This window comes from Agrococcus sediminis, assembly GCF_007923295.1.
Classification (GTDB): Bacteria; Actinomycetota; Actinomycetes; order Actinomycetales; family Microbacteriaceae; genus Agrococcus; species Agrococcus sediminis.
This window is the reverse complement of record NZ_VOIR01000011.1, coordinates 82,363-108,039: the sequence shown is the minus strand read 5'-3', so window position 1 is coordinate 108,039 and position 25,677 is coordinate 82,363. Positions and strand designations below refer to the sequence as shown.

The following is a 25,677-nucleotide window of genomic DNA, read 5'->3' as shown; positions in this document are numbered from 1 at the left end:
ATACATTCAGATACAACTTGCGGTGGATGCGCCAGTGTGGGCATCATAGGTCGGATCTTTCCGGCAGTCGGAAGTCAGCAGAGTCCTCCAACGAAGCAGGTACGACGTGACAGCAGCGCTCCTCGAGGTCGAGGGCATCAGCAAGAGCTTCCCGGGCGTCCGGGCGCTCCACGAGGTGCAGTTCAGCCTGCACTCCGGCGAGGTGCTCGTGCTGGTCGGCGAGAACGGCGCCGGCAAGTCGACGCTCATGAAGATCCTCTCGGGCATCTACCAGCGCGACACGGGCTCGATCCGCGTCGACGGCCAGGAGGTCGAGATCCCCGGCCCCGCGGCCGCGCAGGCGCTCGGCATCAGCATCATCCACCAGGAGATGAACCTGATGCCCGACCTCTCGGTCGCGCAGAACATCTACATCGGCCGCGAGCCGCGCAAGGGGCCGTTCCTCGACGAGCGCGGCCTCAACCGGAAGGCCCAGCAGCTGCTCGACGACCTCGGCATCAAGCTCGACGCCAAGCAGCGCGTCGGCGACCTGACGGTCGCGAAGCAGCAGATGGTCGAGATCGCCAAGGCGCTCTCGTTCGACGCCCGGGTGCTGATCATGGACGAGCCGACGAGCGCGCTGACCGACACCGAGGTCGAGACGCTCATCGGCCTCATCGAGAGCCTGAAGGCCAAGGGCACGGGCATCGTCTACATCTCCCACCGCATGGAGGAGCTGAAGCGCCTCGCCGACCGCGTCACCGTGCTGCGCGACGGCGAGTACATCGGCACGCTCGAGCGCGACGAGATCGACGTCCCGACGATCATCGAGATGATGGTCGGCCGCCACCTCGACGAGGGGGCGCGGCCGAAGGCGAGCGAGCACCTGCGCGACGAGGTCGTGCTGCGCGTGACGGGCCTGTCGACGCGGCAGCTGCTGCGCGACGTGAGCTTCGAGCTGCACCGCGGCGAGATCCTCGGCTTCGCCGGGCTCATGGGCGCCGGCCGCACCGAGACCGCCCGTGCCATCATCGGCGCCGACCCGCGCAGCGCCGGCACGATCGAGGTCAACGGCAAGCAGGTGTCGATCAAGCAGCCCGCGGATGCGGTGCGGCACGGCATCGGGTACCTCTCGGAGGACCGCAAGCGGCTCGGCCTCATGCTCGAGCAGAGCGTGACCTTCAACACCGCGCTCGCGTCGATGGGCACGTTCACGGGCCCGCTCGGCGTCGTGCAGCAGGGCAAGGCGCGTACGACCGCCGAGCGCTACGTGAAGGACCTCCGCACGAGGACGCCCTCCACCGAGCAGGTCGTGAAGCTGCTCTCGGGCGGCAACCAGCAGAAGGTCGTCATCGCCAAGTGGCTGGCGCGCGACTGCGACATCCTCATCTTCGACGAGCCGACCCGCGGCATCGACGTCGGCGCGAAGGAGGAGATCTACCGCCTCCTCCAGAAGCTCGCCGCGGAGGGCAAGTCGATCATCGTCATCTCGAGCGAGCTGCCGGAGGTGCTGCGCCTCGCGCACCGCATCGTCGTGATGGCGAACGGCCGGGTCACCGGCACCCTGGCCAACGAGGACGCCAGCCAGGCCAAGATCATGGAGTTCGCGACCCACCTGGTCGCCGATGAGCAGGGAGCAGCATGAGCCAGACGACCCAGAGCCCCGCCGACGCGCCCTCCGACGAGGCCGTCGCCAAGGAGCGCGGCGCCCGGGCCGCGCTGTGGCGCAAGGGCCTCCAGCAGGGCCTGGCCTTCGGCACGCTCGTCGTGCTGCTGCTGTTCTTCTCGATCGCGAGCAACAACTTCTTCACCTGGTCGAACATCTCGGGCATCCTGCTCGCGACCGCGGTGATCGGCATCCTCGCGCTCGGCACGACGTTCGTCATCACGACCGGCGGCATCGACCTCTCGATCGGCACGGGCATGACCCTCGCGGCGGTGATGACCGGCATCGTGGCCGTGAACCTCGGCCTGCCGCTCATCTTCGGCGTGCTCGCCGGCATCGCGACCGGTGCGCTCATGGGCCTCATCAACGGCATCAACGTCGCCTACCTGAAGCTGCCGCCCTTCATCGCGACCCTCGCGATGATGATGGTCGCGCAGGGCCTCGCGCTCGTGATCTCGGGCGTGCGCCCGATCTACTTCTCGGGCGTGCCCGGCTTCAAGGACATCGCCCTCGGCACGCTCATCCCGAGCCTGCCGAACGCGGTGCTCATCATGTTCATCCTCGCGGCGGTCGCCTACTTCCTGCTCAGCAAGACCGTCTTCGGCCGCTACACCGTGGCGATCGGCTCGAACGAGGAGGCGACGCGGCTCTCGGGCGTCAACACGAACCGCTGGCTCGTCACGATCTACACCGTCGCGGGCGTGTTCACCGGCATCGCCGGCGTCGTGCTCGCCGCCCGCCTCGACTCGGCCCAGCCGCAGCTCGGCGTCGGCTACGAGCTGCAGGCCATCGCGGCCGTGATCATCGGCGGCACGTCGCTGCTCGGCGGCCGCGGCTCGATCGTCGGCACGCTCATCGGCGCGCTCATCATGAGCGTGCTGATCAACGGCCTGCGCATCATGTCCATCCAGACCGAATGGCAGAACGTCGTCGTCGGCGTGGTCATCGCGATCGCCGTCTTCGCCGACTCCCTCCGCAACCGCAGAGGGCTCTGACCCCAAAGCCCCGCGCGGCGGCCGTGCCAGCCGCCTCGCGTCGCCGGAGCACTCCGGCACCACCCAGGCACAGCCAGCAGTGACAGGACGCCGAGCGATCGGCGCAGAGACAACGGAGTTTCCATGAGGTTCAGCAAGAGGACGGCGCTCGTCGCCGGCGCGGCCACGTTCGCGCTCGCGCTCGCCGGCTGCTCGGGCGGAGGCGCCCCGGCGACGTCGGGCGAGCCCGAGGCGGGCGGCGACGGCGAGACGCTGCAGATCGCACTGGTGTCGAAGGGCTTCCAGCACCAGTTCTGGCAGGCCGTGCGCACCGGCGCCGAGGAGGCCGCCGAGGAGCTCGGCGTCGAGGTCACCTTCGAGGGCCCCGCCGCCGAGACCGAGATCGACGCGCAGCTGCAGATGCTGCAGGCGGCGATCGACCGCGGCCCCGACGCGATCGGCTACGCCGCGCTCGACCCGCAGGCGTGCATCCCGCTCTACGAGGCGGCCGAGAGCGCCGGCATCCCCATCGTGGAGTTCGACGCCGGCTGCGAGAGCGAGTACGGCCAGAACCTGGCCGCGACCGACTCGATGGCCGCGGGCGCGCTCGCGGCGCAGAACATGGCCGAGCTGATCGGCGGCGAGGGCCAGGTCGGCATCGTCGGCCACAGCCAGATCAACTCGACCGGTGTCGAGCGCCGCGACGGCTTCGTCGAGGAGATCGAGGCGAACTACCCCGACATCGAGATCGTCGACATCCAGTACGGCGATGGCGACCACCTCCGCTCGGCCGACATCGCGAAGGCGATGATCGCCGCGCACCCCGACCTCGTCGGCCTCTACGGCACGAACGAGGGCTCGGCGATCGGCATCGTGAACGCCGTGACCGAGCTGGGCCTGCCGGCCGGCGAGCTCACCATCGTCGGCTTCGACTCGGGCGCCGCCCAGGTCGACGCGATCCGCAACGGCGTCATGGCCGGCGCGATCACGCAGGACCCGATCGGCATCGGCCGCACGGTGGTCGAGAACGCCGTCGCCGCCATCAACGGCGAGGAGCTCGACGACTTCACCGACACCGGCTCGTACTGGTACGACGCCGAGAACCTCGAGGACCCGGAGATCGCAGCGGTCCTCTACGAGTGATCGACTGACGGTCGTCCACGACCGGCAGACGCAGGAGCCCCCGGCCGCCAGGCCGGGGGCTTCCGCGTGCGCGGACCGCACGGGCAGCGGCTCAGCCGCGGATCGCGAGCAGCGCGCGCGGGTGGGCCACGAGCATCCGCTCGACGACCTCGTCGCCGATGCGCTCGCGCAGCCTCGGCAGGTAGCGCGCGCCGAGGTAGGCGAGGCCGGGCATGCCGCCGTAGGCGACGTAGCGCGACGCGCGGGCGACGTCGCCGCCGAGCAGGATGCGGTCGAAGCCGCGCTCGACGACCGCGGCGGTGAGCTCGAGCAGCTCGTGGTCGCTGCGGTCGCGCCACCGCGCCATGCCGTCGTAGCCGAGCGCGCAGCCGCGCGCGAGCAGCTCGGCGTGGTGGCCGGGGTCGATGAGCCGGTCGGCGTGCGCGAGCATGACGCGCGCCGGTGCGACGCCGAGGCGCTCGAGCAGGTCGAGCACCTCGTGGCCCGCGCTGCCGTGCTCGAGGTGCACCATGATCGCCGCGCCCGTCTCGGCGTGCGCGATCGCGGCCGCCACGAGGGTGGCGCGCTCGAAGGGCACGATCGACCAGTAGCCGATGCCGGTCTTGATGAGGCCGGCGCGCACGGGCTCGCCCTCGTGGAGCGCGGGGCCCGCGTCCGGCCCGTCGTGCTCCGGCATCCCCTCCACGAGATCGCGCACGAACGCCGCGGCACGGCGCTCGGCGTCCCAGCCGCGCAGCGGGTGCTCGGCGCCGTAGTGGGCCTCGCGGTGGATGCCGGTGCTCGCGACGACGCCGAGGCCGGTCGCCGCGCTGATGGCCGCGACCTCGGCCGGCCGGCGCCCGAGCCCGATGGGCGTCGCGTCGATCATCGCCGCGACGCCGCTGCCGCGCAGGCTCGCCGCCTCCTGGCGGGAGCGCTCCGGGTCGTCGAGCTCGTCGCCCGGCAGGAGCGGCGAGACCTGGAAGAGGTGCTCGTGCGCGTCGACCGCGCCGAGGGCCGCCGGCTCGACGTCGCCGAGCACGGTGCGGACGACGGTCATGCGCGGAACGGCTCGGCGGCGACCGCGAGGCGCTCGACGAGCGCCGGCGTCATCTCGATCGCGAAGACCTCGCCGATCACCTGGGTCCAGCCGTGGATGAAGTAGCGCCAGCCGTCGACGACCGTCAGCTCGCGCTCGGCCTGCTGCGCGCGCGCCTGGTGCAGGAACTCGAGGCTGCCGCGGTAGTTGAACTCCCAGACGACCGCCCGCCGAGGGAAGACCGCCCCGTCGGGCACGGGCGAGCCCGGCCGGTCCTTCCCGAGCCCGGAGGCGTTCACGACGAGGCTGCCCTCCGGCGCCTCGGCGAGCGCCGCGCGGGTCGCGTCGGGCGTCGCCTCGAGCAGGGTCAGGAGCGCCGGATCGGTGCCGCGCGAGGCGTGCACGGCGGCCAGGTGGTCGAGCCGCTCGCGGCTCGTGTCGGTGACGAGGATGCGCCGCGGCCGGTCGTCGCGCTCGGCGAGGCGCCAGGTGAGGGCCAGGCCCGCACCGCCCGCCCCGAGCACGACGGCGTCGCGGACGCCGCCGAACGCATCCGGGGCCAGGAACTCGTCGAGCGCGAGGCCGGCGGTGATCGGATCCTTCGCGTGCCCGAGCAGTCGCCCGTCGCGCTTGGCGATGCTCGAGACCTCGCCGCACGCGCGCGCGAAGTCGTCGAGCTCGTCGAAGAGGTCGTGGGCAGCCGCGTAGAGCGCCATCTTGTGCGTCGTCACGAGCGCCCCCCGGTGCGCGGGGTCGTCGCGGATGGCCTCGACGAGCGCGCGGTACTGCTCGCGGGTCGCGTCGAGCGGCAGGTCGTGCCCCTCGAGCTCGCGCGTGGGGAGCCCGAGGATGTCGGCCCAGACGGGGAAGATCGCCATGATCGACGACGACCGGGTCGAGACGCCGACGAAGCCCATGCGGCCGCTCATGCGCGCCTCGCCGCCTCGAGCGCCGACGCGTAGTCGCGGGCGCGCGCCTCGATCGCGTCCCAGTTCTGCGCCGCGAGGGCGTCGCGGACCAGGAGGTCGCCGCCCGCCCCCACCGCGATCGCGCCGGCGGCGAGGAACTCGGCGAGGTTCTCGGCGGTGACGCCGCCCGTGGGCATGAGCACCGCGTCGGCGAACGGCTCGCGGAGCGCCTTGAGGAACCCTGGGCCGCCGAGCGAGGCGGGGAAGACCTTCACGACGTCGACGCCGAGCGCCATCGCGCCCATGACCTCGGTGGGCGTCATGGCGCCCGTCATGGTCGTCAGCCCCGTGCCGAGCATCGCCCGCGCGAGGTCGGGCAGCGTGCCGGGGGCGACGAGGAACTGCGCCCCGGCAGCGGCCGACTCCTCGGCCTGCGCCGGGGTCGTGACGGTGCCGGCGCCGACGAGCGCCGCGTCGCCGTGGCGGCGCCGCAGCTCGGCGATCACGGCCGCGGCGTCGGGCGTCGAGTACGTGACCTCGATGCCGGTGACGCCGCCGCGGACGAGGGCGGCGGCGGCCTGCACCGCGCGCTCGGCGTCGGGCGCGCGCAGCACGGCGAGCACGCCGGCGCTGCGCACGGCATCGAGGCGGTCGGTGGGGGCATGGACGCTCATGCCTGCTCCTCTCGGCGCCGCGCGGCGAGCGCGGCGGGGTCGGGGTCGTTCACGGGGTTCGGCGGGGCGATGCCCTCGAGCGCGGCGAGCGCGTTGGCGACGGCGATGGAGCCCATGCCGTCGACCGCCTCGACGGTCTGCGCCCCGAGGTGCGGCGTGAGGGTGACGCGGTCGGCGAGGTCGTCGGCGAGCAGCGGGGAGGCGGTGCCCGCCGTGTCGCCGGCGAGCGTGTCGGCCGCGAAGGCGGCGACGCGCCCGTCGCGGAGCGCCTCGGCGAGCGCGGCCTCGTCGACGAGGTCGGCGCGGGCGGTGTTCACGAGCACGAGCGGCCGCGCGACCCCGGCGAGCCAGCCGGCGTCGACGAGCGTCTGGCCGCCGGGCGCGTGCAGGGTGATGAGGCCGCACTCCCGGGCCATGGCCGCGAGGTCGAGCGGCTCGGCGCCGCCGTCCCGCACCTGCTCGTCGGTGAGCATGGGATCGGTCGCGACGATGCGCGAGCCGAAGCCGCCGAGCCGGCGCGCGACGCCCCGGCCGATGCGGCCGAACCCGACGATGCCGACGGTGAGGGCGCCGAGCTCGCGCCCGCGCACCGCCCGCCAGTCGCCGCGCCGCACCTGCCGGTCGCCGTGCGCGATCGAGCGCAGCGCGGCGAGCATGAGGGCGACCGCGTGGTCGGCGACCGCGTCGGAGTTCGCGCCCGGGGTGTTCGTGACGAGGATGCCGCGCGCGGTGGCCGCGGCGACATCGACCGCCTCCGTGCCGACGCCGTAGCGGGCGACGACTCGCAGCCGCGGCGCGGCGTCGAGGTGCTCGGCCGTCACGGGGCCTGTGCCGGCGATCCAGGCGTCGGCGACCGCGAGCGCCTCGCGCAGCGCGTCGAGCCCGTGGTCGCTCGGCCCGCGCAGCACGGTGTGGCCGGCGCGCTCGAGCTCGCCGACGAGGTCGCGGCTGCCGTCGCCGAAGGAGCGGCTCGTCGCGAGGATCGTCGCCATCAGTGCGCGCCGAACCACGGCTCGAGCGCGGCGTAGGCCTCGTCGAAGCGCCCGAGCCGCTGTCGGTACTGGTCGTGGCGCCCGGCGTCGGGCACGAACTCGGCGGTGACCTCCGACAGGTCGCGGGCCGCCGCGAAGGAGTCGACGAGCCCCAGGCCCACCGCACCGACCACCGCTGCGCCGAGGCTGTTGGCCTCCTCGACCACCGAGCGGCGGCGCACGGGCACGCCCCACACATCCGCCATGATCTGCAGCCAGGCGTCGCTCGCGGCGCCGCCGCCGACCGCGTCGATGCGGTCGATCGTCGAGCCCGACTCGCGGAACGCGTCGATGCAGACGGCGAGGTTGAAGGCGACGCCCTCGAGGACGGCGCGCGCGAGGTGCGCCCTGCCGTGGTGCCTGCCGATGCCGACGAAGGCGCCGCGCGCGTCGGGGTTCCAGCGCGGGGCGCGCTCGCCGAGGAGGTAGGGGAGGAAGTAGAGGCCGCCGGTGGCCGCGTCGTCGGTGTCGGCCTGCGCGACGAGCTCCGAGAGCGTGCGCCCGTCGGGCTCGGGCGAGAGCACCTCGTTGATCCAGGTCACCGACGCGCCCGCCGCCTGCATGGTGGCGGTCGGCACGTACTGGCCGGGCACGACGTGGTCGAAGGTGAAGGTGCGCATGCTCGGGTCGAGCACCGGCTGCTCGGCCGAGAACGAGATCCACGACGAGGTGCCGAGGCACACGTACGCGCCGTCCTCGGGCGCGACGACGCCGGCGCCGACGGCGGCGATCGGGCCGTCGCCGCCGCCCATCACGACGCGGGTGCCCTTCGGGAGCCCCGTCGCGGCAGCGGCGTCGTCGGTGAGCGTGCCGACGACCTCGGTCGAGGCGACGATGTCGGGGAAGATCGAGATGTCGAGCCCGGCCGCGTCGATGACGGCGCGCGACCAGGTGCCCGCCTTTTGGTCGAAGGCGTTGGTGGCGGATGCGTCGCTCGGCTCGGTCGCGAGGCGCCCGGTGAGGCGGTGCACGACGAAGTCCTTCGCGACGCAGAACCACCGCACGCGGTCGTACACGTCGGGCTCGTGGTCGCGCACCCACATGACCTTGGCGATCGAGTACGTCGGGTTCAGCCGGTGGCCGAGCAGCGCGTACGCCTCGCGCTCGCCGAGCCGGTCGACGAGCTGCTCGGTCTGCGGCTGCGCGCGCGTGTCGGCCCAGATGATCGCCGGGCGCACGGGCTCGTAGTGCTCGTCGAGCAGCACCGCGCCCATCATCTGGCCGCTGACGACGAGGCCGGTGACGGTCGCGGGGTCGGTGCCCGTGCGTTCGAGCAGCGAGCGGGTCGCCTCGACGACCGCCCGCTCCCAGTCGCGCGGGTCCTGCTCGGCGATGCCGCCGTCCGCGAAGCGCACCGGGTAGGCGACCGTGACGGATGCGCGCAGCCGGCCGTCGTCGTCGTGCAGGGAGGCCTTGTCGCCGGTCGTGCCGAGGTCGTGCGCGATCAGCATGGGTCAGGCGCTGTAGGGGCGCAGCGCGAAGCCGTCGCCGGTGCGGTGGATGCGGTTGCCCATGCCGTGCTCGAGCACCCAGCCGTAGTCGTGGCCGGCGCCGCCCGGGTAGACGGCGAGGAACGAGTAGGGCTCGTCGCCGACGTTGACCGAGCGGTGGGCCCAGCCCGGCGGGATGTAGCCGATGGTGCCGGGCGTCATGTCGAGCCACTCGACGCGGTCGCCGTCGAACATGAGCAGGCCCCCCGTGCCGTGCAGGGCGAGGTAGATCTCGCCCTGGTGGTTCGGGTGCTGGTGGCCCTTCGTCATCCAGCACTCGCCCGCGGTCGTGCCGCGCTCGATGGTCGTGATCGACTGCGGCAGCTCGCGGTCGGCCTCCGGCACGGGCGACGACTGCACGCGGTAGACGACCGGGTCGCCGTCGGCGACGGCAGCCTGCCACGCGTCGTGGTCGGCGAAGAGGCCCTCGAGGTCGCTCATGCGCCGCTCGAGCGTGGGGCCCTCGGGCGAGAGGGTCGCCGCCTCGGCGTCGAAGCGGATGGCGAAGGGGCTGATGGGGGGCGTGGCGAAGTCGGGCACGGCGTCTCCTCGGTCGATGGCGCGCTCCGTCGGGCGCGCCACGACTCTACCTGTCATTACAGGTTTGCGCCAGGCGTCCCCGGGTCGGCCCGGCGTCGCCGTTCCTCAGCGCGTCAGGAACACCGGTCCGCGCGCGTCGTCGGCCGTGAGGTGGAACTCGAAGCGCGTGCGGTCGCCGCGGTGCAGCGCCTGGAAGTACTCGATCGGCCGATCCGCCGCGTCGACCATGGCGCTGCGCAGCAGCAGCACGGGCTTGCCGGGGCCGATGCCGAGCAGCTGGCCCTCGCGCGCATCCGTCACCGACGCCTCGACCGAGCGCACGCCGCTCGCGGCGCGGATGCCGCGGTCGGCGAGCAGCGCGTAGAGGGAGCCCTCGGCGAGCTCGGCGCCGAAGACGTGCGCGCCGATGTGCTCGGGCATCCAGGTGGTCGAGAGCGACCAGGGCTCGCCGTCGACGAAGCGCAGCCGCTCGAGCGCGACCACGACGGTGCCGGGGGCGCAGCGCAGCTGCTCGGCGACGCGTTCGTCGGCGGGCTCGCGCTCGAGCCGCAGCACCTCGCTGTGCACGTGGCCGCCGCGCGCGGCGACCTCCTCGAACAGGCCCGCGAGGCCGCTCGCGAGCGTCTCGGTGGTCTTCTGCGGCGCGACGAAGGTGCCCTTGCCCTTCACGCGCGTGATGATGCCGTCGTGCTCGAGCTGGCCGAGCGCCTGGCGCACGACCGTGCGCGAGACGCCGTAGAGCTCGCACATGCGCAGCTCGCCCGGCAGCAGGTCGCCGGGCTCGAGCCCCTCGTCGGAGATCGTCTCGAGGATCTGCCGGCGCAGCTGGTCGTACATCGGCAGCGCCGAGCGGCGGTCGATCGAGATCGACGGCAGCGAGGCGGTGCTGCGGCGACGTCTCGGGGCGGCGTCGACGGCCATCGTCAGTAGTCGACGCCCGCGATGAGCGCGACGTTGGCGTAGGGCGTGTACTCGCCCGAGCGCACGAAGGCGCGCGCGCCGTGCGAGCGGCGCTTGTAGTCGACGTGGGGGATGAGCTGCACGTCGATGCCGAACGGCTCGAGCCGCTCGCGCACCGCCGCGAGCACGTGCGGGCTCGCCTCGGCGACCTCGGCGGGCATCACGGCGCCCTCGACGACGATCTCGGCGAGGATCGTGTCGAGCACGTCGAGGAACGGCGGCTCGCCCTTGCGGTAGGCGAGGTCGACGCGCTCGGCGTCCTGCGGGATGGGCAGGCCCGCGTCGGTGACGAAGAGCTCGTCGTAGTGGCCGAGCTCCGAGATGATGCGGCTCAGCTGGGGGTGGATGGTCGTGGCGCTCTTGCGCATCAGGCGTCCTCTCTCGCGGACTCGGTCGCCGGCTCGAGCTGCGACGCGAGCAGCGCGTCGACCTCGGCGGCGGTGGGCAGGCTGGGGGAGGCGCCGCGCTTGGTGACGGCGAGCGCGCCGGCGGCCCCGGCGCGGCGGATGGCCTCGTCGCGCGAGAGCCCGGCGGCGAGCGCGGCCGCCAGGAAGCCCGCGAAGGCGTCGCCCGCGGCGGTCGTGTCGACGACCTCGACGCGGATGGGCGCGTGGTCGCTGACGCCGTCGGCGTCGACGAGCACGCTGCCGGCGCCCGCCATCGTGATGAGGGCCGCGCCCACCCCGCGGTCGACGAACCAGCGCCCGGCGGCGACGGCGGACTCGCGGGAGTCGACGTCGGTGCCGGTGAGCAGCGTCGCCTCGGTCTCGTTGGGCGTGACGAGGTCGACGAGCGGCCAGATCTCGTCGGGCAGCTCGTGCGCGGGGGCGGGGTCGAGCACGACGGTGAGGCCGGCCTCGTGCGCGCGGCGGATCGCGTGCATCGTGAGCTGGAAGGGGATCTCGAGCTGCGTGAGCATCACGCGGGTGCTCGGGCCGAGCTCGGCGAAGGCGCGGTCGATCTGCGCCTCATCGAGGTGCGCGTTCGCGAGCGGCACCATGACGATGTCGTTCTCGCCGCTCGCGTCGACGCGGATGTGCGCGATGCCGGTCTGGTCGGGCACGACGCGCACGTGGCGGATGTCGACGCCCGCGTCGCGCAGCCCCTCGCGCACGAGGTCGCGGAACAGGTCGTCCCCGACGCATCCGACCATCTGCGCGTCGGCGCCCGCGCGCCCTGCGGCGACCGCCTGGTTGGCGCCCTTGCCGCCGAGCACGAGCGTGAACGCGTCCCCGAGGAACGTCTCGCCCGGCCGCGGCAGCCGGCTCGAGAAGGTCGTCACATCGGCGGTGATCGAGCCGACCACCAGCACGCCTGCCCGCTCTGCGTCGAGATCCTGCACGTCGGTCACTGCTCCTCGCATCCTCGCGCGATCCTCATTGACGTCCGCGCGCGCCTGTCATTACATTAGCGGCGACCCGTGACGTCCTGCCGGGCACCATCCCCAGCGCTCGTGAGGAGCACCCATGCCCGCGCCCCGCCTGTACGTCGACTCGGCCGACGTCGACGCCGTGTCGCCCCTGCTCTCCGGCTCGCTCGTGCACGGCGTGACGACCAACCCGACGATCCTCGAGCGCGCCGGCCGCACCGTCGCCGACATCCCCGAGCTCTACGCCCGGTGGGCCGGCGAGGGCGCGCGCGAGATCTTCTTCCAGGCCTGGGGCGACGACGAGGCGGCCCTCGAGCGGCGCGCCCGCGAGATCCTCGCGCTCGGAGAGCTCGCGGTGGTGAAGGTGCCGGCGACGCGCGTCGGCTTCGGCGTCGCCGCTCGCCTCGCGCGCGAGGGCGCGCCCGTGCTGCTGACGGCCGTCTTCACGCCCGCGCAGGCGCTCGCCGCCGCCTCGTGCGGCATCCGCTACATCGCGGCGTACCTGGGGCGGATGCGCGATGCCGGCTTCGACGCGGTCGGCGACATCGCGCGCATGCAGGCCGCGTGCGGCGACTCGGCAACCGAGGTGCTCGCGGCGAGCCTGCGCACCCCCGACGACATCGTGGCGCTCGCGGAGGCGGGCGTGCCCACCTTCACGGCCGCCCCCGACGTGCTCTGGGCCGCCCTCGCGCATCCGGCGACCGACGACGCGGCCGCGGTCTTCGAGGCGTCGCCGTCGCTCGCGTCCTGACGCCGCTCAGTCCTTGCGCAGGCGCAGCTCCTGCATGCCGCCGTCGACGGCGAGGCTGACGCCGGTCGTCGAGCCGGCCCGGGGGCTCGCGAGGTACGCGACGGCGTGCGCGATCTCGGCGGGGGCGACGAGCCGGCCGTGCGGCTGGCGCGCCTCGAGCTGGGCGCGCTCGTGCGCCGGGTCGGGCGCCGCGGCGAGCAGACGTCCCACCCAGGGCGTGTCGGCGGTGCCGGGGCTGACCGCGTTGACGCGGATGCCCTCGCGCAGGTGGTCGGCGGCCATCGCGCGGGTGAGCGAGAGCACGGCGCCCTTCGACGCGGAGTAGAGGGCGCGCTGCGGGAGCCCCGCGGTGGCGCCGATCGACGAGGTGTTGACGATCGCCGCCGCCGTCGAGGCACGCAGGTGCGGCAGCGCCGCACGGGTGACGCGCATGATGCCGACGACGTTGACATCCCACACGCGGTGCCACTCGGCCTCGTCGTTGTCGTCGATCGCGCCGGTCGCGCCGATGCCGGCGTTGTTGATCAGCACGTCGATGCCGCCGAGCTCGTCGGCGACCCGCGCGACCGCCGCGCGCACGGAGGCGTCGTCGGCGATGTCGCACTCGACGCCGAGGTGCGCGTCGCCGGGGCGCAGGTCGAGCACGGCGACGCGCGCGCCACGATCGGCGAGCTCGTCGGCGATCGCGGCGCCGATGCCGCTGCCGCCGCCGGTCACGATCGCGACGAGGCCCTCGAACTCGCTCATGCCGAGGCCTCGGCGACCATGCGGTGGCGCTGCGTGCCGATGCCCTCGATCGCCACCTCGACGACGTCGCCGTCGACGAGGTAGGGGAAGCGGCCCGAGAGCGCCACGCCCTCGGGTGTGCCGGTGAGCACGACGTCGCCCGGGTCGAGGCGCATGTAGCGGCTGAGGTCCTGCACGACGGTCGCGGCGTCGAAGATGAGGTCGGCGGTCGAGGAGTCCTGGCGCGGCTCGCCGTTGACGCGGCTCGTGAGGCGCAGGTCGCCCAGGTCGAGCTCGTCGGCGGTGACGAGCTCGGGACCGAGCGGCGTCGAGCCGGGCGCGCACTTGCCCTTCGACCACTGGCCGCCCGAGACCTCGAGCTGCCACGTGCGCTCGGAGAGGTCGTCGGCGACGGTGGCGCCGGCGATGCACGCGGCCGCCTCCTCCCGCGAGCCGAGGTTCCACGCGGGGCGGCCGATGACGAGCGCGAGCTCGACCTCCCAGTCCATCTTCTGCGCGTGCGCGGCGAGGGGCACATCGTCGTCGGGGCCGCCGACGGTGTTGGGGTGCTTCAGGAAGATGACGGGCTGCGTCGGCGGCTCGCTGCCCGACTCGGCGGCGTGGGCCGCGTAGTTCATGCCGACGCACACGACGGCACCGGGGCGCGCGACCGGGGCGCCGACGCGCAGGCCGTCGCGGGGCAGCTCCGGCAGCTCGCCGGCCTCGAGCGCGGCGCGGGCGCGATCGAGGCCGTGCTCGAGGAAGGTGCCGTCGATGTCGGCGGCGATCGACCGCAGGTCGTAGGCCCGCTCGTCGACGAGGGCGACGGGCACCTCCTCGCCGGCTGCTCCCAGTCGTGCCAGACGCATGTGCGCTCCTTCCGTCGTCATCGCGCGGTCGGATGCCGAACATCCGAAGTCTCGGAGCGATCCTAGGCGATCGAGCCGCTCGGCGACAGCACTTGCCGTCCAAACATCCGATCTATAGTCTGCAATGGCCAGTCAGAGGAGCCCCGCCATGAGCACCATCGTCAGCGTCGACGTCTCGGACGTCCGTTTCCCCACCTCGCAGAGCCTCGACGGCTCCGACGCGATGAACCCCGATCCCGACTACTCGGCCGCCTACCTCGTCGTGCGCACCGACGCCGGCGACGGCCACGAGGGGCACGGCTTCGTCTTCACCATCGGCCGCGGCAACGACGTGCAGCTCGCCGCGATCGGCGCCGTCGCCGAGCACATCGTGGGCCGCGAGGTCGAGCCGCTGCTCGACGACATGGGCGCCGCCTCGGCCGAGCTGATCGGCGACTCGCAGCTGCGCTGGCTCGGGCCCGAGAAGGGCGTCATGCACATGGCGATCGGCGCCGTCGTCAACGCGCTGTGGGATCTCAAGGCCAAGCGCGCCGGCATGCCGCTGTGGCAGCTGCTCGCCCGCATGAGCCCCGAGGAGCTCGTCTCGCTCGTCGACTTCCGCTACCTGAGCGACGCGCTCACGCGCGACGAGGCGCTCGCGATCCTGCGCGCCGCCGAGCCCGGGAAGGCCGAGCGCGAGGCGCAGCTGCTCGAGAGCGGCTTCCCGGCGTACACGACCACGCCCGGGTGGCTCGGCTACTCCGACGAGAAGCTCGCGCGGCTGTGCCGCGAGGCGATGGCCGACGGCTTCACCCAGATCAAGCTCAAGGTCGGCGCCGACCTCGACGACGACATCCGCCGCTTCCGCATCGCGCGCGAGGTGTGCGGGCCCGACTTCCCGATCGCGATCGACGCGAACCAGCGCTGGGACGTGCAGGCGGCGATCGACTGGGTGCAGGCGCTCGCCGAGTTCCGGCCGCACTGGGTCGAGGAGCCGACGAGCCCCGACGACGTGCTCGGCCACGCGGCCATCGCCCGCGGCATCGCGCCCATCCCGGTCGCGACCGGCGAGCACGTGCAGAACCGCGTCGTCTTCAAGCAGCTCATGCAGGCCGACGCCATCAGCTTCGTGCAGATCGACGCGACGCGCGTCGGCGGCGTGAACGAGAACGTCGCGATCCTGCTGCTCGCGGCCAAGTTCGGGTTGCCCGTGTGCCCGCACGCGGGCGGCGTGGGCCTGTGCGAGGCCGTGCAGCACCTGTCGATGCTCGACTTCGTCGCCGTCGCCGGCACGCGCGAGGGCCGGGTGATCGAGTTCGTCGACCACCTGCACGAGCACTTCGTGACGCCCACCGTCATCGAGGGCGGCGCCTACCGCGCGCCGCTCACGCCGGGCGCCGGCACCGAGATGCTCGCCGAGTCGGTGCGCGACTACACGTGGACGGGTGCGCACCGAGTCGCGACTGCGGCAGGGTAGGGGCATGTCGATCCTGGCCGACCACCCGCTCGCCTTCGGCGCCGCCACGGTCGGCAACCTCTACCGCGCGCTCAGCGACGCCGACGCGGAGGCGACCCTCCAGGCGGCGTGGGACGCGGGCATCCGCCACTTCGACACGGCGCCGCACTACGGGCTCGGCCTGTCGGAGCGGCGCCTCGGCGCCTTCCTGCGCTCGAAGCCGCGCGACGAGTTCATCGTCTCGACGAAGGTCGGCCGGCTGCTCGAGCCCGTGCCGGGCGGCGCCGACGGCGACGACATGGCGCACGACTTCGCGGTGCCGCGCACGCACGAGCGCCGCTACGACGCCTCCGAGGCGGGGGTGCGCCGCAGCCTCGACGAGTCGCTCGAGCGGCTCGGCCTCGACCGCGTCGACGTGCTCTACCTCCACGACCCCGACGTGGCGCCCGAGGGCGAGCGGGTGGCGCTCGACGCCGGGCTGGCCGCGCTCGCGGCGCTGCGGCGCGAGGGCATGGCGGATGCGGTGGGCATCGGCTCGAAGTCGCTCACGGCGCTCGAGGCGGCCGCCACGAGCGGGCTCGCCGACGTGCTGATGGTCTCGAGCCGCATCACGCTGCTCGACCACTCCGCGATCGAGCGGGTCGTGCCCGCCTGCGCGGCGCACGGCGTGGAGGCCATCGCCGTGTCGATCTTCAACTCCGGCCTGCTCGCGAAGCCGCGGCCCGCATCCGACGCCCGCTACGACTACGGCGCCGCCGACCGCGAGCTGCTCGCACGCGCGCACGCGATCGCCGACGTGTGCGAGGCGCACGGCGTCGACCTGCCGACGGCGGCGATCGCCTTCCCGCTGCGCATGCCGACGGTGGTCGCGCGCGCCGTGAGCGCGAGCCGCCCCGCCCAGATGGCCGAGACCGGCGCGCGCGCCGCGGCCCCCGTTCCCGATGCGGTGTGGGCCGAGCTCACCGACGCGGGCCTCATCCCCGCGGAGTGCGCGTGAGGATCGACGCTCACCTGCACCTCTGGCCGTCGGTCGAGGGCTACGGGTGGCTCGACGCGTCGCTCGCGCCCATCGACCGCGGCTTCGACGCCGCGGAGGGTCGGTCGGCGATCGGCGCCGCGGGCTTCGACGCCGCGATGCTCGTGCAGGCGGCCGACACCGACGCCGACACCGAGCACCTCCTCGCGCTCGCGGAGGCGCACGACTGGATCGCGGGCGCCGTCGGCTGGGTGCCGCTCGAGGACCCTGAGCGCGCGCAGGAGCGGCTCGACCAGCTGCGCGGCCGCCCGCTCGTCGGCGTGCGCGCGCTCATCCACGACCAGCCCGACCCGCACCTGCTCGACCGGCCCGAGGTGCGGCGCACGCTCGCGCTGCTCGCCGAGCGCGAGCTGCCGCTCGACGTGCCCGACGCTTGGCCGCACCAGCTCGCCGCCGCGACCCGCGCCGCCGCCGAGGTCGACGGGCTCGTCGTCGTGCTCGACCACCTCGGCAAGCCGCCGGTCGATGCCGGCGCGCGCGACGCGTGGCGAGCCGGGGTGCGCGCGTTCGCGGCCGTGCCGACGACCGTCGCGAAGGTCTCGGGCCTGCACCACGCGGGCCGCGGCCTGCCGGCGGATGCGTTCGCCGACGCCTGGCGCACGGCGCTCGACGCGTTCGGGCCGGGGCGGATGCTGCTGGGCTCCGACTGGCCGATGCCGCTGCTCGCCGACGGGCTCGGCCCGCTCATGGCGCCCATCGACGGGGTGCTCTCGGCGCTGTCGGAGGACGAGCGCCGCGCGATCGAGGCGGGGACGGCCCGCCGCGTGTACCGACTGGAGGAACCATGCTGAACGGGATCGATCCGCTGCTCGACGGCGAGCTGCTGCGCCTGCTCGACCACATGGGGCACGGCGACCGCGTGCTCGTCGCCGACGCCCACTACCCCTCGTACGCCGCCGGCCAGCCGGTCGTGACGGTGCAGGCATCGGCCCCGCGGGTGCTCGAGGCCATCCGCTCGGTCGTGCCGTACGACGAGTACGAGGGGCCGTCGGTGCTGCTCATGGAGGCGGAGCCGGGCGAGGGCGTCGAGGTGGGCGCGGAGCTGCGCGCGGCCGCCCGTTGCCCGGAGGGGCGGCTCGCGCAGGTCGAGCGCTTCGCGTTCTACGACCTGGCGCGGAGCGCGTTCTGCGTCGTGCGCACGGCCGAGGCGCGCAAGTACGGCAACGCGCTGCTGCGGAAGGGCGTCGTCGGCTTCGGCGGCGACTGACGCTCGAAGGCGCGGCGGGCTGCGCCTCGACGGCGCGGCCCGCTACGCCTCGTCGGCCTGCGCGAGCGCCTCGCTCTCGCGCTCGGCGGCGTCGTGCAGCCAGTGCTCGACGCCGGCGATGTGCACGATCATCGCCGCGCGGGCGACGTCGGCGTCGCCGGCGGCGATCGCGTCGAGGATGCGCTCGTGCTCCTGCAGCGTGCGCGGCACCGCGTTGTCCTGCGTGAGCGCGCGCCACACGCGCGCCCGGGCGGTCTGGCTCGAGATCGTCTCGAGCAGGCTGACCAGGTAGTCGTTGCCCGTGGCGGCCGCGATCATCCGATGGAAGGCCACGTCGTGCTCGACGAGCTCGTCGCTCGGGGTCTCGCCGTGCACGGCGGTGAGGTGCTCGCGCATCGCGGCGACCTGCTCGGGCGTCGCCCGGCGTGCGGCGAGGGCGGCGGAGGCGGGCTCGACGATCCGCCGCACCTCGAAGACCTCGAGCACCGCGTGCGACTCGTGGAAGTCGAGCACGAACGACATCGCCTCGAGCAGCAGGCTCGGCTGCAGGCTCGTCACGTAGGTGCCGTCGCCGCGCCGCACGTCGAGGATGCGCATCGCCTCGAGCGCCTTCACCGCCTCGCGCATCGACGAGCGCGAGAGGCCGAGCCGCTCGGCGAGCTCCTGCTCCGGGGGCAGCCGGTCGCCGGGGCGCAGCTCGCCCTGCTGGATCATCTGCTTGATCTTGCTGATCGCGTCGTCCGTCACCGCCATGAGCCCACCCTACGAAAGATCCGACCTCTGCGGGGCGCCGGTGCGCGGGAGATAGGTCGTGAGCGTCTGCGTCGCCCTGACGAGCGCTCGCAGCTCCTCGAGCGACGCCGGCGCCGCGCCCAGGGCTCGTGCCTGCACGAGCACACTGCCGATCGCCGTCGCCTCGGCGGGTCCGGCGACGACCGGCAGTCCGGTGCGGTCGGCGGTCAGCTGGCACAGCAGGGTGTTCCGGGAGCCGCCGCCGACCACGTGCACGCGCTCGATCCCCTGACCGCTGATGCGGGCGGCGTCGCGGAGCGTCACGGCGTAGCCCTCGGCGAGCGACTCCAGGATGGATCGCACCACCTCCGCCCGCCCGCGCGGCGGGCGCTGGCCGCGCTCCTCGAACCACGTGCGGATGCGCTCGGGCATGTCACCCGGGGGGTAGAACGCCGCGTCGGTCGGGTCGAACACCGGCACCGACCAGTCCACGGAGGCGGCCGCATCGAGCAGCTCCGGCAGCCCCATCCGATCGCCGGCTGCCTGCCAGGTGCGCACCGACTCGCTGAGGATCCACAGCCCCATGACGTTCTTGAGGAACCGGGTGCGTCCGTCCACGCCGCCCTCGTTGGTGAACGACGCATCGAGCGCCTCTGCGGTCGCGATGGGCGCGGGTGTCTCGATGCCGACCAGCGACCACGTGCCGCTCGAGATGTACGCGCCGCCGGGCTCCATCGGCACGGCCACGACAGCGGATGCGGTGTCGTGGGAGCCGATGGCGAGCACGTCGGGCGCGCCCTCGATGCCGAAGTGTGCACGGGTGATGGCGTCGATGGGGCCGATGCGCGTGCCGGGGTCGACCACCTCCGGCAGCAGGGAGGCGGGGATGCCCAGCCGTGCCATGAGGTCGAGGTCCCAGGTGTCGTCGAGCCGGAGCAGCCCGGTGGTGGAGGCGTTCGTGCGCTCCGTGACCATCCGACCGGTCATCCAGTATCCGAACAGGTCCGGCAGCATCAGCAGCCGGTCGGCGACCTCCAGCAGCCCGCGCTCGCGGTCGACCATGAGCTGATTGATGGTGGTGAACGGCATCCGCTGCAGCCCGCAGCGCGCGTAGAGCTCCGGCTGCGCGATGACGGCGTCGACGAGCTCGAGGCCACGGGCCGTGCGATCGTCGCGATACGAGTACGGGATGCCCAGCAGGCTGCCGCGTCGCAGGAGGCCGTAGTCGACCGCCCACGAGTCGACCGCCACCGAGGCGAGCGGGGCACCGTGCGAGGCGGTCGCCACGCCGCGCAGCGCCTCGTCGTACAGGGCGAGCACGCTCCAGTGGAGTCCGTCCCCGATGCGCACCGGTCGGTTCTCGAAGCGGGCGACCTCGTCGAGTCGCAGCGTGCCCGGGCCGACCTCGGCGCGCACCACGCGACCGCTCGTGGCACCGAGGTCGATCGCGGCGACCGTCGCCGTCATCGCAGGAACGCCGCCGCGACGCCGGAGTCGACCGGTACGTGCAGACCGGTGGTGTGGCTGAGGTCGGGACCCGTCAGCACCGATACGGCGTTGGCCACGTGCTCGGGGAGCACCTCGAGGCCCAGCAGGGTCCGGCCCGCGTAGTACTTCCCGAGCTCCTCCTCCTTGACTCCGTAGACCTCAGCGCGGGAGGCGCCCCAACCGCCGGCGAAGATGCCCGATCCGCGCACCACGCCGTCCGGGTTGATGCCGTTGACCCGCACGCCGTGCTGCCCGAGCTCGGCCGCGAGCAGCCGCACCTGGTGCGCCTGATCGGCCTTCGTCGCCGAGTAGGCGATGTTGTTCGGGCCTGCGAAGACGGCGTTCTTGGAGGAGATGTAGACGATGTCGCCGCCCATGCCCTGGTCGATCAGCGCGCGGGCGGCGGCGCGGGCCACGAGGAACGAGCCCTTGGACATGACGTCGTGCTGCAGGTCCCAGTCGGCCTCGGTGGTCTCCAGCAGCGAACGCGAGAGCGAGAGCCCGGCGTTGTTGACGACCAGGTCGACACCGCCGAAGGCCAGCAATGTCGCGTCGACGGCCGCCTGCACGTCGTCGGCCTTCGTCACATCGCACTGCACGCCGATGGCGACGTCGCTGGAGCCGAGCTCGGCGGCGGCGGCCTGGGCCTTTGCCAGGTCGAGGTCGGCGATCACGACGCAGGCGCCGTCCGCCGCGAGCCGGGTGGCGATCGCCTTGCCGATGCCGGATGCGGCACCAGTGACGAGTGCGACGCGGCCGGCATGCGAGCGCGCCTTCGGCATCCGCTGCAGCTTGGCCTCCTCGAGCGCCCAGTACTCGATGCGGAACTTCTCGGCGTCGGAGATTGGCTGGTACGCAGAGAGCGCCTCGGCGCCGCGCATCGCGTTGATGGCGTTGATCGCGAACTCGCCGGCGACGCGAGCGGTCTGGGAGTCCTTGCCGTAGGAGAACATCCCGACGCCCGGCACGAGCACGATCGCCGGATCGGCGCCGCGCATGGCGGGCGAGTCGGCGCTCGCGTGCCGCTCGTAGTACGCGGTGTAGTCGGCCCGGTACTCGGCGTGCAGCTCGGCCAGCCTCGCGCGCACCTCGTCGATCGGCGCGTCACCGGGGAGGTCGAGCACCATCGGCTTCACCTTGGTGCGCAGGAAGTGGTCGGGGCACGAGGAGCCGAGCGCGGCCAGCCGAGCGTGCTCGCTGCGGGAGAGGAAGTCGAGGACGACCTCGTCGTCGTTGAAGCGGCCGACCATCGGGCGATCAGTGGAGGCGAGCCCGCGGAGCTGCGCGGCGATCTCGGCGGCGCGAGCGCGTCGTGCCTCGGGCTCGAGTGGGCCGAAGCCCGGCAGCGGCGCGCCCAGCGGCTCGGGCTTGGCGTGCTCGGCGATGTACGCCTCGGCGGTGCGGATGATCCACAGCGAGCGCTCCTCGCACTCCGCGCTCGTCGCGCCCCACGCCGTGATGCCGTGCCCTCCGAGGATGCAGCCGACGGCCTGCGGGTTGGCCCGCTGGACCTCGCGGATGTCGAGACCGAGCTGGAAGCCGGGCCGCCGCCACGGCACCCAGACGACGCGATCGCCGAAGATCTGTCGGGTGAGCGCCTCGCCGTCGGCGGCGGTCGCGATCGCGATGCCGGCGTCGGGGTGCAGGTGGTCGACATGGGGCAGCTCGACCAGGGCATGCATCGCGGTGTCGATCGACGGCGCCGCGCCGCCCTTGCCGTGGAGGCAGTAGTCCAGGGCCGCGACCATCTCATCCTCGCGCTCGACCCCCGGATAGACCGCCTCGAGGCCACGCACCCGGTCGAGCCGCAGCGCCGCGAGACCCGCGGGCGTGAGCGTTCCGAGGTCGCCACCCGAGCCCTTCACCCACACCAGCTCGACCGGGCGCCCAGTGGCGGGGTCGGTGTCGCTGCCCTTCGCGGACGTGTTGCCGCCCGCGAAGTTGGTGTTGCGGGGGTCGGCCCCGAGTCGGTTGCTGCGCGAGATGAGATCGCTGACTGCCTGGTCCATGCTTGCTCCGTGATCGGTCGTCGCGCTCATGCGCCCCAGCCTGCCTGCGTGCCGCCGACCCGCTCGTCCGCGACGCGCTCGAGGTAGCCCGAGGCCAGGAAGGCCCGCATCGGATCCTCGGGGAGCCCCTTGGCCGCGCGGTGCTCGGCCAGCAGCGGCCGCACATCGGTCGCGAACGCGTCCATCATGATCTCGTTGGCGAGCAGCACGTCGCAGTCGCGCCGGGCGACGGCGAGCGCCTCGTCGTCGAGCGACAGCGCCTTCGCGACGGCCTCCTGCACGTTGAGCACGCTGCGGATCTGGCCGGGAACCTTCGCCTCGATGTTGTGGCACTGGTCGAGCACGAGCTGCACATCGGGATCGCCGTAGCCTCCGCCGGCGATCAGCTCGACCACGATCCTGAACAGCTGGAAGGGGTCGGCTGCGCCGACGATGAGATCGTCGTCGGCGTAGAAGCGGGAGTTGAAGTCGAAGGCACCGAGCTTCCCCAGGCGCAGCAGCTGCGCGACGATGAACTCGATGTTCGTCCCCGGCGCGTGGTGCCCTGTGTCGAGGACCACCTTCGCGCGCTCCCCGAGCGCGACGCAGTGCACGTAGCTCGTGCCCCAGTCGGGGATGTCGGTGTGGTAGAACGCCGGCTCGAAGAACTTGTACTCGAGCACCATGCGGTGCTCCGCGTCGATGTGTGCGTAGATCTCGGACAGCGACTCGGCGAGCCGGTCCTGCCGCTCCCGGATCGAGTCCTGACCGGGGTAGTTGGTTCCGTCGGCGAGCCACACCTTGAGGTCGCGGGAACCGGTCGCGTGCATCACCTCGATGCATTCGAGGTGATGATCGACGGCCTTGCGGCGGACGCGGGGGTCGGGGTGGGCGAGCGAGCCGAACTTGAAGTCGTCGTCCTGGAACGTGTTGGAGTTCACCGTCCCGAGCTGCACGCCGAGATCCTCGGCGTGGCGGCGCAGTGCTCCCCAGTCGTCGACCCGGTCCCATGGGTAGTGCAGCGCCACGGTCGGAGCGAGGCCCGTGTGGCGGTGCACCTCGGCGGCGTCGGCGAGCTTCTCGAACGGGTCCCGCGGAGTGCCAGGGGTCCCGAACACGCGGAAGCGCGTCCCGGAGTTGCCGAAGGCCCAGCTGGGCACCTCGATGCGCAACCTGTCGAGCGCCTCGGGGGTGGGGGTCACTGCCATGTCAGCTCCTCTGCTGGTCGAGCGCCTCGAGCTGGGCGTCGAGGTCGAAGGCGAGCGGGATGAGCTCGAAGGATCGGTCAGCCGGCTGCTCGAGCCCGTCGAAGAAGGGCTGCATCTCCGACTGCCATCGTTCGTTGACCTCGAGCGCCCCCATGCCCGCGAGGGATGCGTCGAGGTCGGCGGTGCGGAAGGTGCCGATGCACGTGCCGTCGTCCGCGACGAAGATCCGGTAGTCGTGCCAGCCGGTGGCGGCGAGTGCTCGCAGCATCTCCGGCCATACGGAGGCGTGGCGCTCGCGGTAGGCGGGGACCAGGTCGGGCCGCACCCGGAGCCGGAAGCACACGGGGGCGAGGAGCGCTTCGCGCGTCGTCGTCATCGCTCGCTCCTGTCCTCGTCGACATCGCGGCGTTCGCCGCATGGGTGCTCGTGCGAGTCAGCATGCCGCGTCATGCTTTCGAACGCAAGCAGAAATGTTGCGATTTGGTATCGCTCACTTGCGGAACAGGTTTCGCGTGCGTACTGTCACCACCATCACCGACAAGGGAGACGCTGTGGTCAGTCGTGAGGCGCGCATCCTCGATGCGCTCGGAGCCGAGGGATCCGTGCTCGTCGCCGACCTCGCCCGCGACCTCGGTGTCTCGGAGGTGACGATCCGCAAGGACCTCGACGCGCTCGAGCGCCGGCAGCTGCTGCGCCGAACGCGCGGCGGAGCCGTGCTCCCCGAGCGCGGAGACGAAGGCGCGTTCCAGGACCGCATGCGGCGCGAGTCCGCGGCCAAGCGCGCCATCGCTGCGGAGGCCGCCAGGCTCGTGGTCGACGGCGACGTCATCGCGCTCGACACCTCGAGCACGGCCCACCACCTCGCGCTCGAGCTGCTCCACCGGCATGGTCTGGTGGTCATCACCCAGTCGCTGCCGACGGCGATGGTGCTCCTCGAGCGCTCCGACGCACGCGTCGTCATGCCCGGCGGAACCCTGCGTCGGGAGAGCGCTGGTCTTGTCGGGCCCATCACCGACGCTCTCGTCGGCCGAGGACGCATCGACAAGGCCTTCGTCGGCGTCGTCGGCCTCTCGCCGGAGCGCGGGCTGCTCGAGCTCGCCACGGACGAGACGGTCTCCAAGCAGGCTCTGGTGGCCGCGAGCGACGCCGTGCACGGTCTCTTCGACTCCACCAAGACCCGCGGCTTCGCGCTCCACTCGTTCGCGCGGGCCGACCAGGTGACGAGCCTCATCACGGATGCCAATGCATCCGACGACTTCGTCGAGCAGTGGAAGGCCGTCGGCGTGCCCGTCACGCGCGTGCCCCTGCCCGGCCCAGAGACGACCGGCACAGCGTCGGTCCCGGCACGGGCGGGGACCGCCTCCCGTCGCCTCACCCAGAAGGAGCATCGATGAAGATCTCACGCAAGATCGCGGGTGCGCTGGCGCTCTCGGCGGCCGCTGCCGTCGTCCTCGCCGGTTGCACGTCGCGCAACGACCCCGGCCAGACCGCGGAGCCGGGCGCCACCGACGGCGCCAGCACCGAGGACCTCACCATCGCGTTCGTCCCCAAGCTGCAGGGCATCCCCTACTTCGAGGCGATGAACACCGGTGGCCAGCAGGCGGCGGAGGAGCTCGGCTTCGAGTGGCTGTACCAGGGCCCCACCACCGCGGACGCCGCGGCGCAGGCCGACATCGTGCGGTCGTTCATCCAGCAGGGCGTCGACGTGCTGTTCGTCGCCCCGAACGACCCCAACTCGATGGCGCCGCTGCTCGAGGAGGCGCAGGCCGCTGGCATCCACGTCGCCACGACCGACACCGACGCGCCCGACTCGGTGCGCGAGGTCTTCGTCAACCAGGCCTCGGTCGACGGCATCGGCGAGGCTCTGACGGACACGCTGCTCGAGGCGATGGGCGGATCGGGCCAGTACGCGATCGTGTCGTGCGGCGAGACCGCGGCCAACCTCAACGCCTGGATCGAGGTGCAGGAGGCCTACACCGCGTCCGAGTACCCCGACGCCGAGATCGTCGACATCGTCTACGCAGGCGAGGACCAGGCCGCGGCCACGCAGATGGCGACCGACCTCATGAACAGCCACCCGGACCTCACCGGACTCGTCGGCGAGTGCACCTCCAGCGCACCGGGCGTGGCGCAGGCCGTCGAGGACGCCGGACGCACTGGCGAGGTCTTCACCGTCGGCCTCGGCACGCCGCAGTCGATGCTTCCCTATCTCGAGTCGGGCTCGTCGAGCGGCTCCATCCTGTGGGACGTCGAGGCCCTCGGCTACCTCACCGGCTGGGCAGGGGTGCAGCTCGCCACCGACGGCGACCTGGGCGACCTCAGCGGCGTCGACAACGAGGCGCTGGCGGAGGCTGAGTACGACGAGTCCACCGGCGTCCTGCTGCTCGGTCCGCCGACCGTGTTCACCGCCGAGAACGCGGGCGACTACGACTACTGATCACGCGCTCGGATGAGCGCGGGGACCACGGCCATCGTGGTCCCCGAC

Annotated in this window: 26 protein-coding genes; 10 read left to right on the top strand and 16 right to left on the bottom strand. The window is 73.0% G+C overall.

All coding sequences use genetic code 11. The features are described 5' to 3' along the window. Nucleotides 1-106: 106 nt before the first annotated feature. The 3 genes from FQ330_RS00960 (at nt 107) to FQ330_RS00950 (ending at nt 3,762) form a co-directional block, all read left to right on the top strand. A complete protein-coding gene (locus tag FQ330_RS00960) occupies nt 107-1,624 on the top strand; it encodes a sugar ABC transporter ATP-binding protein (RefSeq protein WP_146354487.1) in 1,518 nt (505 codons plus the stop codon). Next, a complete protein-coding gene (locus tag FQ330_RS00955; protein ID WP_146354485.1) occupies nt 1,621-2,640 on the top strand; it encodes an ABC transporter permease in 1,020 nt (339 codons plus the stop codon). The genes FQ330_RS00960 and FQ330_RS00955 overlap by 4 nt, the downstream gene beginning before the upstream one ends. Before the next feature lie 123 nt (nt 2,641-2,763). Next, nucleotides 2,764-3,762 (top strand): ABC transporter substrate-binding protein, encoded by a 999-nt coding sequence (locus FQ330_RS00950; protein WP_128189084.1) that lies wholly within the window; start codon nt 2,764-2,766, stop codon nt 3,760-3,762. Between the two features lie 91 nt (nt 3,763-3,853). Here FQ330_RS00950 and FQ330_RS00945 read toward each other — a convergent pair whose 3' ends face one another. The 9 genes from FQ330_RS00945 to FQ330_RS00905 form a co-directional block, all read right to left on the bottom strand. Beyond that, on the bottom strand, nt 3,854-4,801 hold the full coding sequence (locus FQ330_RS00945) for a phosphotriesterase family protein (RefSeq protein WP_146354483.1): 948 nt from the start codon (nt 4,799-4,801) through the stop codon (nt 3,854-3,856). Beyond that, nucleotides 4,798-5,709 carry a shikimate dehydrogenase gene (locus FQ330_RS00940; RefSeq protein WP_146354481.1) on the bottom strand — a complete coding sequence of 304 codons (912 nt, stop codon included), beginning with the start codon at nt 5,707-5,709 and terminating at the stop codon, nt 4,798-4,800. The genes FQ330_RS00945 and FQ330_RS00940 overlap by 4 nt, the downstream gene beginning before the upstream one ends. After that, nucleotides 5,706-6,362 (bottom strand): bifunctional 4-hydroxy-2-oxoglutarate aldolase/2-dehydro-3-deoxy-phosphogluconate aldolase, encoded by a 657-nt coding sequence (locus FQ330_RS00935; protein WP_146354479.1) that lies wholly within the window; start codon nt 6,360-6,362, stop codon nt 5,706-5,708. Before FQ330_RS00935 ends, FQ330_RS00940 begins: the two co-directional genes overlap by 4 nt. Then, on the bottom strand, nt 6,359-7,354 hold the full coding sequence (locus FQ330_RS00930; RefSeq protein ID WP_146354477.1) for an NAD(P)-dependent oxidoreductase: 996 nt from the start codon (nt 7,352-7,354) through the stop codon (nt 6,359-6,361). The genes FQ330_RS00935 and FQ330_RS00930 overlap by 4 nt, the downstream gene beginning before the upstream one ends. Next, nucleotides 7,354-8,844 (bottom strand): xylulokinase, encoded by a 1,491-nt coding sequence (gene xylB, locus FQ330_RS00925; RefSeq protein WP_146354475.1) that lies wholly within the window; start codon nt 8,842-8,844, stop codon nt 7,354-7,356. The genes FQ330_RS00930 and xylB overlap by 1 nt, the downstream gene beginning before the upstream one ends. A 3-nt stretch (nt 8,845-8,847) precedes the next feature. Then, nucleotides 8,848-9,423 carry a glucose-6-phosphate isomerase family protein gene (locus FQ330_RS00920; protein ID WP_146354473.1) on the bottom strand — a complete coding sequence of 192 codons (576 nt, stop codon included), beginning with the start codon at nt 9,421-9,423 and terminating at the stop codon, nt 8,848-8,850. Nucleotides 9,424-9,528: 105 nt separating this feature from the next. Then, nucleotides 9,529-10,344: a GntR family transcriptional regulator gene (locus FQ330_RS00915; protein WP_146354471.1), complete on the bottom strand. Its 816-nt coding sequence runs from the start codon at nt 10,342-10,344 to the stop codon at nt 9,529-9,531. Between the two features lie 2 nt (nt 10,345-10,346). Continuing rightward, the gene (gene rbsD / locus FQ330_RS00910) at nt 10,347-10,751 is read right to left on the bottom strand and encodes a D-ribose pyranase (RefSeq protein WP_146354469.1); all 405 of its coding nucleotides are present in this window, start codon (nt 10,749-10,751) and stop codon (nt 10,347-10,349) included. Continuing rightward, a complete protein-coding gene (locus FQ330_RS00905; RefSeq protein ID WP_225792622.1) occupies nt 10,751-11,734 on the bottom strand; it encodes a ribokinase in 984 nt (327 codons plus the stop codon). The genes rbsD and FQ330_RS00905 overlap by 1 nt, the downstream gene beginning before the upstream one ends. A gap of 115 nt (nt 11,735-11,849) precedes the next feature. Here FQ330_RS00905 and FQ330_RS00900 point away from each other — a divergent pair, with 115 nt between their 5' ends. Then, nucleotides 11,850-12,503: a transaldolase family protein gene (locus FQ330_RS00900; protein WP_146354465.1), complete on the top strand. Its 654-nt coding sequence runs from the start codon at nt 11,850-11,852 to the stop codon at nt 12,501-12,503. Nucleotides 12,504-12,509: 6 nt separating this feature from the next. Here the strand turns inward: FQ330_RS00900 and FQ330_RS00895 are convergent, their stop codons facing one another. Continuing rightward, complete coding sequence (locus tag FQ330_RS00895) at nt 12,510-13,250, bottom strand: SDR family NAD(P)-dependent oxidoreductase (protein WP_146354463.1); 741 nt, start codon at nt 13,248-13,250, stop codon at nt 12,510-12,512. Beyond that, nucleotides 13,247-14,098 (bottom strand): fumarylacetoacetate hydrolase family protein, encoded by an 852-nt coding sequence (locus tag FQ330_RS00890; RefSeq protein ID WP_146354461.1) that lies wholly within the window; start codon nt 14,096-14,098, stop codon nt 13,247-13,249. The genes FQ330_RS00895 and FQ330_RS00890 overlap by 4 nt, the downstream gene beginning before the upstream one ends. Before the next feature lie 148 nt (nt 14,099-14,246). Between FQ330_RS00890 and FQ330_RS00885 the strand changes: the two genes are divergently transcribed. From FQ330_RS00885 to FQ330_RS00870, 4 genes are read left to right on the top strand one after another with little or no spacing between them, the layout of a single operon-like run. Further along, on the top strand, nt 14,247-15,554 hold the full coding sequence (locus FQ330_RS00885; RefSeq protein WP_146354459.1) for an L-fuconate dehydratase: 1,308 nt from the start codon (nt 14,247-14,249) through the stop codon (nt 15,552-15,554). A 4-nt stretch (nt 15,555-15,558) separates the two neighbouring features. After that, complete coding sequence (locus FQ330_RS00880; protein ID WP_146354457.1) at nt 15,559-16,530, top strand: aldo/keto reductase; 972 nt, start codon at nt 15,559-15,561, stop codon at nt 16,528-16,530. Beyond that, nucleotides 16,527-17,360, top strand: coding sequence for an amidohydrolase family protein (locus FQ330_RS00875; RefSeq protein ID WP_225792621.1), 834 nt, complete (start codon nt 16,527-16,529; stop codon nt 17,358-17,360). Before FQ330_RS00880 ends, FQ330_RS00875 begins: the two co-directional genes overlap by 4 nt. Beyond that, the gene (locus FQ330_RS00870) at nt 17,354-17,776 is read left to right on the top strand and encodes an RbsD/FucU family protein (protein WP_146354454.1); all 423 of its coding nucleotides are present in this window, start codon (nt 17,354-17,356) and stop codon (nt 17,774-17,776) included. Before FQ330_RS00875 ends, FQ330_RS00870 begins: the two co-directional genes overlap by 7 nt. A 42-nt stretch (nt 17,777-17,818) precedes the next feature. Here FQ330_RS00870 and FQ330_RS00865 read toward each other — a convergent pair whose 3' ends face one another. The 5 genes from FQ330_RS00865 to FQ330_RS00845 are packed head-to-tail and all read right to left on the bottom strand — an operon-like array spanning nt 17,819 to nt 23,568. After that, complete coding sequence (locus FQ330_RS00865) at nt 17,819-18,529, bottom strand: FadR/GntR family transcriptional regulator (protein WP_146354452.1); 711 nt, start codon at nt 18,527-18,529, stop codon at nt 17,819-17,821. 9 nt (nt 18,530-18,538) lie between these two features. Beyond that, complete coding sequence (locus FQ330_RS00860; protein ID WP_146354450.1) at nt 18,539-19,975, bottom strand: rhamnulokinase; 1,437 nt, start codon at nt 19,973-19,975, stop codon at nt 18,539-18,541. After that, nucleotides 19,972-22,035, bottom strand: a complete 2,064-nt coding sequence (locus FQ330_RS00855; protein ID WP_192575794.1) for a bifunctional aldolase/short-chain dehydrogenase — start codon at nt 22,033-22,035, stop codon at nt 19,972-19,974. Before FQ330_RS00855 ends, FQ330_RS00860 begins: the two co-directional genes overlap by 4 nt. Continuing rightward, nucleotides 22,032-23,192, bottom strand: coding sequence for an L-rhamnose isomerase (rhaI, locus tag FQ330_RS00850; protein ID WP_146354446.1), 1,161 nt, complete (start codon nt 23,190-23,192; stop codon nt 22,032-22,034). The genes FQ330_RS00855 and rhaI overlap by 4 nt, the downstream gene beginning before the upstream one ends. 1 nt (nt 23,193) lies before the next feature. Then, nucleotides 23,194-23,568: an L-rhamnose mutarotase gene (locus FQ330_RS00845; RefSeq protein WP_146354444.1), complete on the bottom strand. Its 375-nt coding sequence runs from the start codon at nt 23,566-23,568 to the stop codon at nt 23,194-23,196. Between the two features lie 136 nt (nt 23,569-23,704). Between FQ330_RS00845 and FQ330_RS00840 the strand changes: the two genes are divergently transcribed. Then, a complete protein-coding gene (locus FQ330_RS00840) occupies nt 23,705-24,586 on the top strand; it encodes a DeoR/GlpR family DNA-binding transcription regulator (protein ID WP_192575793.1) in 882 nt (293 codons plus the stop codon). Beyond that, a complete protein-coding gene (locus FQ330_RS00835) occupies nt 24,583-25,629 on the top strand; it encodes an autoinducer 2 ABC transporter substrate-binding protein (RefSeq protein WP_146354440.1) in 1,047 nt (348 codons plus the stop codon). The genes FQ330_RS00840 and FQ330_RS00835 overlap by 4 nt, the downstream gene beginning before the upstream one ends. Nucleotides 25,630-25,677 lie beyond the last annotated feature (48 nt).

Excerpts from the sequence above, each read along its gene's own strand:
- FQ330_RS00955 (WP_146354485.1), top strand. The coding sequence starts at position 1,621 with ATGAGCCAGACGACCCAGAGCCCCGCCGACGCGCCCTCCGACGAGGCC.
- FQ330_RS00950 (WP_128189084.1), top strand. The coding sequence starts at position 2,764 with ATGAGGTTCAGCAAGAGGACGGCGCTCGTCGCCGGCGCGGCCACGTTC.
- FQ330_RS00945 (WP_146354483.1), bottom strand. The coding sequence starts at position 4,801 with ATGACCGTCGTCCGCACCGTGCTCGGCGACGTCGAGCCGGCGGCCCTC.
- FQ330_RS00940 (WP_146354481.1), bottom strand. The coding sequence starts at position 5,709 with ATGAGCGGCCGCATGGGCTTCGTCGGCGTCTCGACCCGGTCGTCGTCG.
- FQ330_RS00935 (WP_146354479.1), bottom strand. The coding sequence starts at position 6,362 with ATGAGCGTCCATGCCCCCACCGACCGCCTCGATGCCGTGCGCAGCGCC.
- FQ330_RS00930 (WP_146354477.1), bottom strand. The coding sequence starts at position 7,354 with ATGGCGACGATCCTCGCGACGAGCCGCTCCTTCGGCGACGGCAGCCGC.
- xylB (WP_146354475.1), bottom strand. The coding sequence starts at position 8,844 with ATGCTGATCGCGCACGACCTCGGCACGACCGGCGACAAGGCCTCCCTG.
- FQ330_RS00915 (WP_146354471.1), bottom strand. The coding sequence starts at position 10,344 with ATGGCCGTCGACGCCGCCCCGAGACGTCGCCGCAGCACCGCCTCGCTG.
- rbsD (WP_146354469.1), bottom strand. The coding sequence starts at position 10,751 with ATGCGCAAGAGCGCCACGACCATCCACCCCCAGCTGAGCCGCATCATC.
- FQ330_RS00900 (WP_146354465.1), top strand. The coding sequence starts at position 11,850 with ATGCCCGCGCCCCGCCTGTACGTCGACTCGGCCGACGTCGACGCCGTG.
- FQ330_RS00895 (WP_146354463.1), bottom strand. The coding sequence starts at position 13,250 with ATGAGCGAGTTCGAGGGCCTCGTCGCGATCGTGACCGGCGGCGGCAGC.
- FQ330_RS00890 (WP_146354461.1), bottom strand. The coding sequence starts at position 14,098 with ATGCGTCTGGCACGACTGGGAGCAGCCGGCGAGGAGGTGCCCGTCGCC.
- FQ330_RS00885 (WP_146354459.1), top strand. The coding sequence starts at position 14,247 with ATGAGCACCATCGTCAGCGTCGACGTCTCGGACGTCCGTTTCCCCACC.
- FQ330_RS00880 (WP_146354457.1), top strand. The coding sequence starts at position 15,559 with ATGTCGATCCTGGCCGACCACCCGCTCGCCTTCGGCGCCGCCACGGTC.
- FQ330_RS00870 (WP_146354454.1), top strand. The coding sequence starts at position 17,354 with ATGCTGAACGGGATCGATCCGCTGCTCGACGGCGAGCTGCTGCGCCTG.
- FQ330_RS00865 (WP_146354452.1), bottom strand. The coding sequence starts at position 18,529 with ATGGCGGTGACGGACGACGCGATCAGCAAGATCAAGCAGATGATCCAG.
- FQ330_RS00860 (WP_146354450.1), bottom strand. The coding sequence starts at position 19,975 with ATGACGGCGACGGTCGCCGCGATCGACCTCGGTGCCACGAGCGGTCGC.
- FQ330_RS00855 (WP_192575794.1), bottom strand. The coding sequence starts at position 22,035 with ATGAGCGCGACGACCGATCACGGAGCAAGCATGGACCAGGCAGTCAGC.
- rhaI (WP_146354446.1), bottom strand. The coding sequence starts at position 23,192 with ATGGCAGTGACCCCCACCCCCGAGGCGCTCGACAGGTTGCGCATCGAG.
- FQ330_RS00845 (WP_146354444.1), bottom strand. The coding sequence starts at position 23,568 with ATGACGACGACGCGCGAAGCGCTCCTCGCCCCCGTGTGCTTCCGGCTC.
- FQ330_RS00835 (WP_146354440.1), top strand. The coding sequence starts at position 24,583 with ATGAAGATCTCACGCAAGATCGCGGGTGCGCTGGCGCTCTCGGCGGCC.